We start from the raw sequence: 11,566 nt of genomic DNA on the forward strand, positions 1-11,566 counted from the left end.
TAGTTGTTTAGGAGCATTTGTAAATTGAAAAAAGCGTTACATAGGTAACGCTTTTTTTAGTATTATAAACTATCTACAAATTCTTTAAAAACTTGTTTATGTAATGTTAAATCAAGCTTAGGTGATAAAGAAGCACGAACAATATAGTCTTTATCTCCTTCTTTAGTGGTACCTTGTGTTGAGGTAGCAGGAATAGTCCAATAACAACCTTTCAATTGCCCATAACTAACACAAAACTTACTTTCATTAGGTATAGTGCCAATCATTAAGTTAATTAATTTTAGATTTAATGCACGTTTGTAAGTTTCTCTTTCTTCTTCAGTATCACCTTTGGTTGGGAGATCTAATGAAAATACTGATGGTGTAAAGCCTTGAGATGCTAATTCTTCAGAAACAAAATTAATTTTTGCATCAGGTAATACTTCTTCTATATATGAAACAAAAGCTCTGGTATTTTTATATGCATCAGCTATACGCTGATTCATACTTGGCAATTGTTCTGATAAAATTTGATATTGCAATGGAGTAGCTTCGTTATCACAAATATGTAAATGAGTCGCTATTTTTGTAAGTATTTCGGTAGTTATGGTATTACCTACACAATATCCAGCTGTACATCTACCTCCACTCGGAAACTTTGATCCGCTTGCAAATGATATGGTTTTAATGTCAGCTAAAATATCATTTTCTCCTAAAAATTGAACATTAGGACAAAATGTTTGATCTAAAATAAATACAGGAGCTACGGCTTTTGTTCCGTTTGGTGTTAGTCTTTCTTTACTTAATGCTTCTTGTAAGTCTTTTAAATTAGGAACTTCAACACGAGGGTTGGTTGGTATTTCAGCGATAATATATGGTATAGCATCTTGTTCCGCAATAGTATTTAACACTCGGTGAATACTTTGTACCATATCATTATCACCATCAACGGGTAAATCTACAATATCAACATGATCTAAACATGCAGCAACGCGTCTAGCCTGATCGTTAGTTCCACCGTAACAGTTAGGAGGAACCACTATTTTAACAGCTTTGTCAGGGTAATTGTCTTGGGCATCTTGAAGTAAGCCCATCATTATGGCATATTGAATTGATAAACCGCTTGAGGCAACTAATGGTAAATTAGTAGTGCCTGTTACTTCTTTAATGGTATTAAAAACCGTTTGTTTAGCAGTATCTATGTTCACAGCCTCTTGCTTAATATCAGCATTAGCTACCAATGCATCTAAAGCAATTACACAATTGGCAGGGGTCATAGCAATGGTTTCTCTCCTTCTTACATGTTGTATCGCACCAACATAATCTTTATTTTGCATACCGTTAACAAACAGTATACTTCCTAAAGTACCATGAATATTTACTAAAAAATCTACTGTGTTAGGTATGCTAGTAATACCTAATTCTTTAGTGTTTTGTACTAAAATTGTACTTCCTTTAAAAGGCGGGATGGTTGAAATATCATCAATTTTTTCAATAGAAAAGTCGTACCCATAAACGCGTTTTACAACATCAACGTTAAAATTATTTGGAAGTGCATCAGTGTAAATAATTCGGGTTTCTTTTTTATCAAATAAGTTTTTACGTAAAACTGCTAAAATTGGTGCAGTATTAGAGTCAAAACTAATAATGTTTTCTGAAGCTAAATGGTTTAGTTTTCCTAAAGCCCATTCTAAAATACAAGACAAAGGATGCCCTAATCTAATATAATCATAAGCTGTATGTAGTTGGCTTAAAGCTTCAGTTTTGGTATTGTTGGTAGAAAATAAGTCTTCAAACTCATTTAAAAACTGCACTTTAGCTAAAGATTCGTTATAAATATCTAGTCTGTGAGTTGTTAAATTTACCCAGTCTTGTGGTTTGTTCTCTAAAACACTTTGTAGGTAATTTATTATATTTTTTTGCATGAAAGTCAATGTTTTAAAAGTTATGTAGACCTTGTAAACTTGTCGTAAAAAGGTGGAAACTTTTACAGTTTAAATGTTTAAAAAAACAAAATTACAGGTTTTGATTTTATTGTACGTAATTATTACTTTTTATTCTGTTTAGAATTAAATAGAAAAACACTAAACAAAGGAAAATAGATTTTAGACCGTTTTAAAACCAAAAAATAATAGTATTTTAGCTGTTAAAATCTAAAATTACTTAATCTATTATTCAAATTCATAGTTATTTATTTAATTAAATAATGATGAATTATATTAAATTATGGCGAAATCTAAACAAGTTGAGAATGATCTAGAAAAAATAGATCATAATAAACAAATTGATTTTCATGTTGTAGGTATTGGTGCCTCTGCTGGTGGCTTGGAAGCGTTAAAAGTATTTTTTGACAATGTACCGGCTGATTTTAACCATGCTTTAGTGATTATTCAGCATTTGTCGCCAGACTATAAAAGTTTGATGGCAGAGTTGCTATCAAGAAATACAGATTTGCCAATCCAAGAAGCAGAGGATGGAATGAAAGTACTTCCTGGTCATGTGTACTTAATACCCGCTAAAAAAAATATGACTTTTGTAGCTGGTAAATTACAACTTACAGATAAGCCGTTAGGTAGTGGATTAAACTTACCAATAGATATCTTTTTTAAGTCTTTAGCAGAAAATCAAGGTAAAAAAGCTATCGGAATTGTATTATCTGGTACTGGTTCAGATGGAACTCGAGGAATTAGAGCTATTAAAGAGTTAGGAGGAATGGTAATGGTGCAAAACCCTCAAGATGCCAAATTTGATGGGATGCCAAATAGTGCCATAGCAACAGGTTTGGTAGACTACATTTTGCCTACTTCTGATATTCCTGTTGAATTGTTAAATTTTATCAATCATCCCAAATCAAATGCAGACGAGGAAGAAGAGAGAAAGTTTTTAATTGATAAAGATTTCAATAGGGTATTAGCCTTTGTACATAAAAAAACGGGTATTGATTTTTCTAGTTACAAACCTCCTACGTTAATTAGAAGAATTATCCGAAGAATGAGTGTAAATCAAGTTGATACAATCGCTCATTATTTAAATTACCTATATGAAAATAATGAAGAAGCCGAGATTTTATACAGAGAGTTTTTAATTGGTGTTACTAAGTTTTTTAGAGATAATGATGCTTTCAAGTATATTAATGAGAATGTAATACCAGAAATATTTAAATCCAAAAAAGTAGATGAGCCAGTTAAAGTATGGAGTGTAGGATGCTCCACTGGTGAAGAGGCTTACTCTTTAGCTATTTTGATTCATGAATACATGGAGAAAAATGCAATTAACAAAGAGGTAAAAGTATTTGCTACAGATCTAGATTTGGGTGCCATTCAAAAAGCCAATAAAGGAATTTTTTCAGAAAGTATTATTGCTGATTTATCTGCTTCAAGAATAAAAAAGTATTTTCTTAAAAAAGATGAAGTATATCACATTTCACCTGAAATAAGAAGAATGATTATTTTTTCACAGCACAATGCAGCACAAGATCCGCCGTTCACAAAAATGGACTTGATAACCTGCAGAAATTTATTGATATACTTACAGCCACAATTACAACAAAAACTACTCTCAAACCTTCACTATGCAACTTCGGTTAATAAATTTTTGTTTTTAGGGCCGAGTGAAACTATTGGTAATTTAAATCAATCATTTGCTGTTTTGTCACGAAAATGGAAGGTTTTTAAAAACTTAGAACCTGCTCGTTTTGTAGATTTATATAATTACAATAGAAACAATACTCAGTTTTCTTCCTTAAGTTTACCAATCAAAAATCAAAGTCAACCTAGGATAGAGCATATATTATCAGAAACTTTATCTGAAGTTTTGTTGGAAGAATTTGGAGCAGCAAGTGCTTATGTTGATGATAATTTTGAATTGATAAGTGCCGATGGAAACTTTAAACAATATTTACAATTACCAAATAAAAGATTTAGGTCTTTTAACATTTTAAAAATGTTACCATCTCATATTTCAATAGCGCTAAGCACAGCTATTCGAAAAGTTGAAAAAACAGGAAAGAAGGTTGTTTACAGAAATGTTTCTACAGATAATGCTTTAAATGGCGATATTATTAATATATCAATATCACCAGTTAAAATTAAATCATCCTACAGAAAGATTTTTTTAATTTTATTTACTAAAGAACTTAAAAGTTTAGATAGTGTTGTTGACAATACTAATGTTATTGAAAATGCTCACAAAACGTTCAACATAGAGCGAGAGCGTTTAATGTCACTGGAGCAAGAATTAGTAGATACAAAAGCTAATTTACAAGCCATGATTGAAGAGGTAGAAACCTCTAACGAAGAGTTACAAGCTACTAATGAAGAGCTGTTAGCATCTAATGAAGAGTTACAAAGTACCAATGAAGAGTTGCAAAGTGTTAATGAAGAGTTGTACACCGTAAATTCAGAGCATCAAGAAAAAATGGAAGAATTAGCGTTATTAAATGATGATCTAGAAAATTTAATTAATAGTATAGATATTGGTGTGATTTTTTTAGATAATCATTTAAAAATTAGAAAATTTTCTCCATCGGTTAAACAATTTTTTAATATTATTCATAGTGATATTGGTAGGCCAATAACCCATTTTAAGTCTACTTTAGGAGAAGTTAATCAAGAAGAGTTGATTGATAAAATCATCTATGTAATTAGAGAGCAAGAAACTTTACAGAAAGAAGTTCAAATTAATGATAGTAAATGGTATTTAAAAAGAATACATCCTTTTAAAAGTGCTAAAACTATAAATGAAGGAGTTGTAATCTCTTTTGTAGACATTACACATTTAAAAGAATTAGAACTGGAGTTAAATAAAAGTAATAAGTTTTTTAAGAAAATATCTAACATTGTGCCAGGAATCATTTATATTTTAAATCATGAAACAATGTCTAATGAATATGTAAGTGACGGGCTTTATTCTGTTTTAGGATATTCTGCAAAAGAAATACAGTCGTTGGGAGGAGACTTGATTGATACATTAATCCATCCTGATGATCTTGAAAAGGTGATGAAACATCATGAAAAAGTTGCTAATTCTGATAAAAAAGATGTTTTAGATTTAGAATATAGGGTGAAGCATAAAGATGGAACATATCGTTGGTTACTGACTAAAGATACCATATTTGAAACTGTACCTGATACTAAAAAAATTAAACAAATTGGAGTTGCTACAGACATTACTAGAATAAAAGAGGCGGAAGATAAAATTAATAAAGCTAACTATGTGTATAATACCATTATTGAGGGAGCAATGGCAGGTTATTGGGATTGGAATATTCCTGATAATACTGAGTTTATGAGTCCTACCTTCAAAAAAATGTTTGGCTATGAAGATCATGAAGTGCCAAATACACCAAATTGGTGGCAAGAGCACATACATCCAGATGATTTGCCATTAGTACTGGAAAGCTTCAATAAGCATGTTGAAACTAAAGGGGAGTTTCCGTATGATAATGAAGTGCGATATTTTCATAAAGATGGTTCTATTGTTTGGGTGTATTGCAGAGGAAAGGTTATAGAATGGGGAGAAGATGGTAAGCCTGTAAGAATGGTTGGGACGCACGTTGACATTACATCTATTAAAGAAATGGTTAATGAACTAGAGCAATTTGCATATATAACAACACATGATATTAAATCACCAATTACTAATATAGATAATTATTTAAGTTTACTGAGAAAAGACGATGATATTACAAAAGAAAGGTCACAGCAAGCTTTATATTGGATAGAGCAATCTATTGAACAAGCCAAACAAACTATAAATGATTTAATTTTAGTAGTAAAAGCCAAAAAAGAAATAAACATAACAAAAGAAGATGTAAATTTAGCAGAGGTTTACGAGTATGTTAAACAAGGGTTGTTATCAGAAATACAAAACAGTCAGGCCAGTATAATTTCAGATTTCAGCCAAGCTAATACAGTTAGTTTTAATAAGTCTAAAGCAATTAGTGTTGTGCAAAACCTTTTAAGTAATGCTTTAAAATATAGAGATGACAACCGTAAATTAAAAATAGAAGTAACTACTACTATAGAAAATAATTATATCTGTTTACATGTTAAGGATAATGGTTCAGGAATAAACCTAGAAAGAGATAAAGATAAAGTATTTGGTCTATTCAAAAGAGCGCATAGTAATATTTCAGGTAACGGTGTTGGTCTGTATTTAACCAAACAGTCCATAGAAAATATGGGTGGTAAAATAGAAGTGGAGAGTGAAGTAGGAGTAGGAACAATATTTAAAGTATATTTTATGAATTAGTAATTGATTTTAAATCAAAAAAATAATGGGGAAGCTAAATTGTATATTATTAGTAGATGATGATAGAGCTACTAATTTTTTTCACAAAATGGTTATTGAAGACTTAAAGGTATGTAATCATGTTCAGATTTGTACTGATGGCAGAGATGCGCTTGATTATTTAACCAACCAAGGAGATTATAGCAAAAATAAAAACTATCCGAAACCAGAGCTTATTTTTTTAGATATTAACATGCCAGGTTTAAATGGTTTTGATTTTTTAGAAGAGTATAAAGATTTACCCAGCGATTTAAAAGATAGCAAAATAATTATCATGTTATCCACATCATTAATAGAGGATGATCGCCTAAGAGCAGAATCCTACAAAGAAGTTAGTGAGTTTAAAAATAAACCACTCACAGAAAAATATATTACAGATATTATAATTAAGTATTTTAAAACTTAAATAAATAAAGCTTTGATAGTAATATGTCAAAGCTTTTTTTGTTAACGTACTTTTACTAATGAATTTTTAAAGATTCTGTTAATTTTTGTTAATTAATTTGTATTTTCACAACCTAGATAAAGTATATAAAGTTTTTGTATCCCCGGTCCCTTTCAATACAAATACTTCTTTTTCTAAATATTTTATTAATAGTATATACACGTTTAATTGTGACTTTGTTCATTTTAAAACGTGTCTAAACAAATGTAAAAAGACAAGCATGTTTTTGTTAAAGTAAATTTACAAAATTATGTTTATAACAAATATCAACAATAACTAACCCCAACTTTATGAGAAAGAAATACTCTCAAATTGTTAAGCTGAAAAAAGAATACGCACTGTTATTTTTTTTTAGTTTATTTACTGCAATTTCTACTTATGGTCAAACATGTACCATTAACGCAGGAGATTTAAACTTCACAATATGTGAAGGCTCACCTTTTAATTTTACCGGACAGGCATTATCACCACCAAATCAAACTACTTGGACTCAAATTAATGGCCCATCTGTAGTAATAGAGGATGTAAATGATCCTCAATCAGCAGTTTTTGGGATGGTTGGAGGAAATATTTACGAGTTTAGGTTTTCTGCCAATTGTACCACAGATACACAAATAGTAACAGTAAATGTTCAACCAATCACCCAAGCGCAAGCAAGTGATGATATTGAGTATTGTCCAGATAACTCTGGAAATGTTTCTGTTACAGGTAATTCTCCTCAAAACGGTGGAGAAACAGGAAGATGGATTATTGTAGGTGCAAATGATGCAGGTGTAAGTATAGATTTTCCAAACTCAGAAACAACTACCTTAACATTAAATTCAAATAACTGTGGAACAACAACTATTGCTTGGTTTATAGAAGGCCCAGAATACGCACCAGGTTTACGTTGTACAAGCCAAGATGAAGTAGTAATTACTAACTACGGAGGAGTACAACCAGTAAACGCAGGTACAGATCAAACACTAGATAATTGTTATACAACTACAACATCAACTAGTTTAAACGCTACTTTTGGTGGCTGTAGTTTAAATGGACAACAGGGAGTTTGGAGTTTTGTGTCAGGTCCAAATATTCCAACTTTTGGAGATGTAAATGCTTCAGATAGTTCTTTATCAGGTTTAATAGAAGGAACCTACGTACTTCGTTGGAGCGTTGGAGGACCTTGTGCCGATGCAGAAGATGAAGTGACAATAACTGTTCCTGCAGCTACGCAAGACGTAACAGATGTATCTGGAAGTAGAGTAGAATATAATCTATGTGATTCTATTTCAGAAATTACATTACAAGGTGATCAACCTCAGTTTGCAGGGGAAACAGTAACATGGACCATGATAAGTGGTACTGGGGCTGTTATTCAAAGTCCTAATAGTCCATCTACGTTAGTAACAAATTTATCATCAGCAAATGATCCGTATATATTTAGATATACATTAACAAATTCTAACACAGGTTGTAGTACCTTTAGAGATTACAGAGTTAGGTTTAGAGGTTCATCTAGAACGATTAGTGCCAATAATGGAGATGATATTTTTGGAGCATGTGGTCAAACAGATTTTAGTATACCAATCACAACAACGGGCTCTGGTTCTAATAGGTATAGAATAGCAAGTGGACCTTCAGATTCCCCTTTGGCTCCTTTTCCAACAAGTTATTCTTCTGTAGGTAATAATTTAAATATAAGTTTATTGGAAGAAGGAACTTATGTGTTAGAGTTTGTAAGATCAGAAGGCGGACAATTACCAACAGGATGTTCAGATGGTTTTGATTCTATAAATATAACTGTTTCAGCAAACACTAATCAACCAAATGCAGGGGTTGATTTCAGTTTATCATGTGGGGATACAACTACAAGTTTAGTAGGTAACGTTCCAACAGCAGGAACACCTTATTGGAGTCAAATAAGTGGGCCTAATACGGTATCATTTGTAGACCCTTATCAAGTATCTGCTACAGTAAATGGTTTAGTGCCTGGAGAATATGTTTTTCAATATGATATTCAAGGAGGTGGATCAGCATGTGCAACCTCTCCAGATACGGTTTCTGTATTTGTAAATGGAAGTAGTTTAACTACATCAGCAACAGGTCCAGATCAGTCAGTTTGTAATAATGCACCTGCTTACATGGCAGCAAATCAGCCAGCTGATGGAGAAATTGGTACTTGGACTGAAGATCCTGGGAATCCTAACCCTGTTACTTTTTCTGATATTAATGATCCTAATGCTGTTATTACAGGTTTAACAGCACCCTCATCTTCATATATATTTACTTGGACAATAAATTATGTTAGTCCAGGCCCATCTGGATGTACTGCAGCTACTCCAGATAATATTACAGTAACCACTACAGCAACACCGTCACAAACAGTTGCTAACGCAGGCCCAGATACATGTTACCCATCTGGTACTACAATATTCAATTTATCAGGAAATTCAACTGTTGCAGGTGAAACAGGTACATGGACGGTTTCGCCAAGTGCTGGAGTAATTTTTACTAATGCAAACGATCCTAATACTCAGGTAACTGTTCCTAGTGACAATACATATACGTTCACATGGACAATTGATGATAACTCAGCTACATGTTTACCAACTACAGATGATGTTGAAATAACTATTGCTGATAATGCTTCAGCTAATGCAGGTCCAGATCAAACTCAATGTGCAAGTTCAGTGAGCATGGCCGCCTCTGGGTCAGCTGGTGGAACTGGAACTTGGACTTATGTTTCAGGTCCTGGAGGTTTTAGCTTTTCAGATATTAATGATCCATCAGCAGTTGTAAGTTTTACATCTAATGGAGTTTATGTTTTTGAGTGGACTGTTGAAGCAGGGTGCTCTTCAGATAGTGATCAAGTTACTATTGAGGTTGGTATCCCTCCAACTACAGCTAACGCAGGTCCAGATCAAGATATATGTAATGCAACGAATGTTGTTATGGGAGCAAATAGTTTTAACACTAATTCAGAAATAGGTTCATGGTCTATTTTATCTGGCGCACCCAACACACCTAATATTGTTGACCCTAGTAACCCAAGTACAAATATTACTGGTTTAACAACGGGTACTTATACTTTTAGATGGACAATTACTAGTTTAGGTAATCCATTGTGTTCAGAGTCCTTTGATGATGTAGTTATCGAAGTATATGCTCCAGCAACAGCAGGATCAGATCAAAACTTATGTGACGTAACTAGTATTCAGCTTCAAGCTACTGAAAATTCAACGGGTACTTGGACTCAAATTTCAGGACCAGCCGGTGCGGTGATATCTCAATCACCAGCAAACGGACCAACTGCTAATGTAGATATTTCAACCAGTGGAGTAGGAACGTATGAGTTTCAATATACAACAGATGATTACACTTTTGCATCTGGAGGCACATGTATAGGGAATTCAGACACCGTTCAGATTGTAGTTAGTGGGACGCCGAGTTATGATCCAGATGCAGGTGCTGACCAAGATGTATGTAATGCAGATTCAACTACAGTAGTAATGAATGGTAATACACCTCCAGCAGATGGCACAACTGCTGAATGGGTATTAACTTTAGCTCCTTCAGGAAACTCAGCAGTTATAACAAATCCAAATTCTGAGAATACAACAATTACTGGGTTGTCAACTCCGGGGATTTATATTTTCGAATGGACTTTTAGTAATGGTAATTGTGTAAAGTTGGCAGATGTTGTAAGAATTGAAGTTTTTGAAGCTCCTTCACCAGTAAATGCTGGTGCAGATCAAACAGCTGCATGTCAACTAGATTTTTTAACAAATGCAACAGCTCCAACGCACGGTGTTGGTGTTTGGTCAATAACAAGTGCACCTGTAGGTGCATCAACAACCATTGATAATCCAAACAATCCTCAAACTAGTTTATCTAACATAGAGGTAGGGACCTATGAGTTAACATGGACGGTTAGTAATGGACCATTTGCAGGAGGATCTTTATGTGCTCCACAATCAGATACCGTTTCTATAACATTTAATGATGTTCCTCCAACAGAAGCCTATGCTGGTCCTGATCAGTTATTATGTGACGCCTCGGACACTAGGCTTCAAGCCACACCTGTAAGTTCAGGAGTAGGAACATGGACTTTAGTATCTACTACAAGCGGAACTACCCCAGTTATTACAGCTCCAAATAATCCAAATTCTTTAATTTTAGATTTAACACCAGGTATCCATGAATTTATGTGGACAACTACAACTACAAATAATGATGGTTGTTCTTTTAGTGACAATGTTGTGGTTGAAGTTGTAAGTGATCCTATCACTGCAGAAGCAGGTCCAGATCAAACAATAGCAGAATTTGAAAACTTAGTTTTAGGGGCTACTCCAGCAACTGTTGGAAGTAGTGTTTGGAGCCAGGTATCGGGTCCATCTACAGTCGGGTTTACCAATCAAAATGATCCGAATACAACAGTTACCGGAACAACTGTTGGATCTTATATTTTCGAATGGACAGTTTCAAACGGAACATGTCCACCTGTATCAGACCAGGTTACTATTAATATTTTACCACACGCGGATTTAGAATTAACAAAATCATTTTCACCTGCAACTATTACTGTTGGCGATACTGTTACATTCTCTGTATCCATTTTTAATAATAACACAAGTTCAACAAATTCTAATGCATCAGGGGTTAGTGTTGTAGACATTTTACCAATTGGCTACACTTTAGTACCGGCTTCTGTTAGTAATGGAGGTTCTTATGACTCAGGAAGTAATAAAATTTCATGGTCTGGTTTATCAATTGCCAATGGAGCTACTTTAACCCTAACGTATCAAGTAATTGTAAATGCCCCAACAGGTGCGGCAAATGAGTATGTAAATAATGCAGCGATAACAGGCA

General features: G+C 33.4%; 4 protein-coding genes. 3 read left to right on the forward strand and 1 reads right to left on the reverse strand.

Features of this window, described 5'->3' with window-relative positions; all coding sequences use genetic code 11:
• Window positions 1–62 precede the first annotated feature (62 nt).
• A complete protein-coding gene (locus tag ACFQ1U_RS04375) occupies window positions 63–1,904 on the reverse strand; it encodes a cystathionine beta-synthase (protein ID WP_386105723.1) in 1,842 nt (613 codons plus the stop codon).
• Between the two features lie 301 nt (window positions 1,905–2,205).
• On the opposite strand from ACFQ1U_RS04375, the gene ACFQ1U_RS04380 reads away from it, so the two are divergent.
• The 3 genes from ACFQ1U_RS04380 to ACFQ1U_RS04390 form a co-directional block, all read left to right on the forward strand.
• On the forward strand, window positions 2,206–6,231 hold the full coding sequence (locus tag ACFQ1U_RS04380) for a chemotaxis protein CheB (protein WP_386105725.1): 4,026 nt from the start codon (window positions 2,206–2,208) through the stop codon (window positions 6,229–6,231).
• A gap of 25 nt (window positions 6,232–6,256) precedes the next feature.
• Complete coding sequence (locus tag ACFQ1U_RS04385; protein WP_386105727.1) at window positions 6,257–6,676, forward strand: response regulator; 420 nt, start codon at window positions 6,257–6,259, stop codon at window positions 6,674–6,676.
• A gap of 329 nt (window positions 6,677–7,005) precedes the next feature.
• Window positions 7,006–11,566: PKD domain-containing protein (locus ACFQ1U_RS04390; RefSeq protein ID WP_449343022.1), on the forward strand; the 4,561-nt coding region annotated here is incomplete at its 3' end.

It is taken from the genome of Tenacibaculum geojense, assembly GCF_042676005.1.
Classification (GTDB): domain Bacteria; phylum Bacteroidota; class Bacteroidia; order Flavobacteriales; family Flavobacteriaceae; genus Polaribacter; species Polaribacter geojense.

Excerpts from the sequence above, each read along its gene's own strand:
- ACFQ1U_RS04375 (WP_386105723.1), bottom strand. The coding sequence starts at position 1,904 with ATGCAAAAAAATATAATAAATTACCTACAAAGTGTTTTAGAGAACAAA.
- ACFQ1U_RS04380 (WP_386105725.1), top strand. The coding sequence starts at position 2,206 with ATGGCGAAATCTAAACAAGTTGAGAATGATCTAGAAAAAATAGATCAT.
- ACFQ1U_RS04385 (WP_386105727.1), top strand. The coding sequence starts at position 6,257 with ATGGGGAAGCTAAATTGTATATTATTAGTAGATGATGATAGAGCTACT.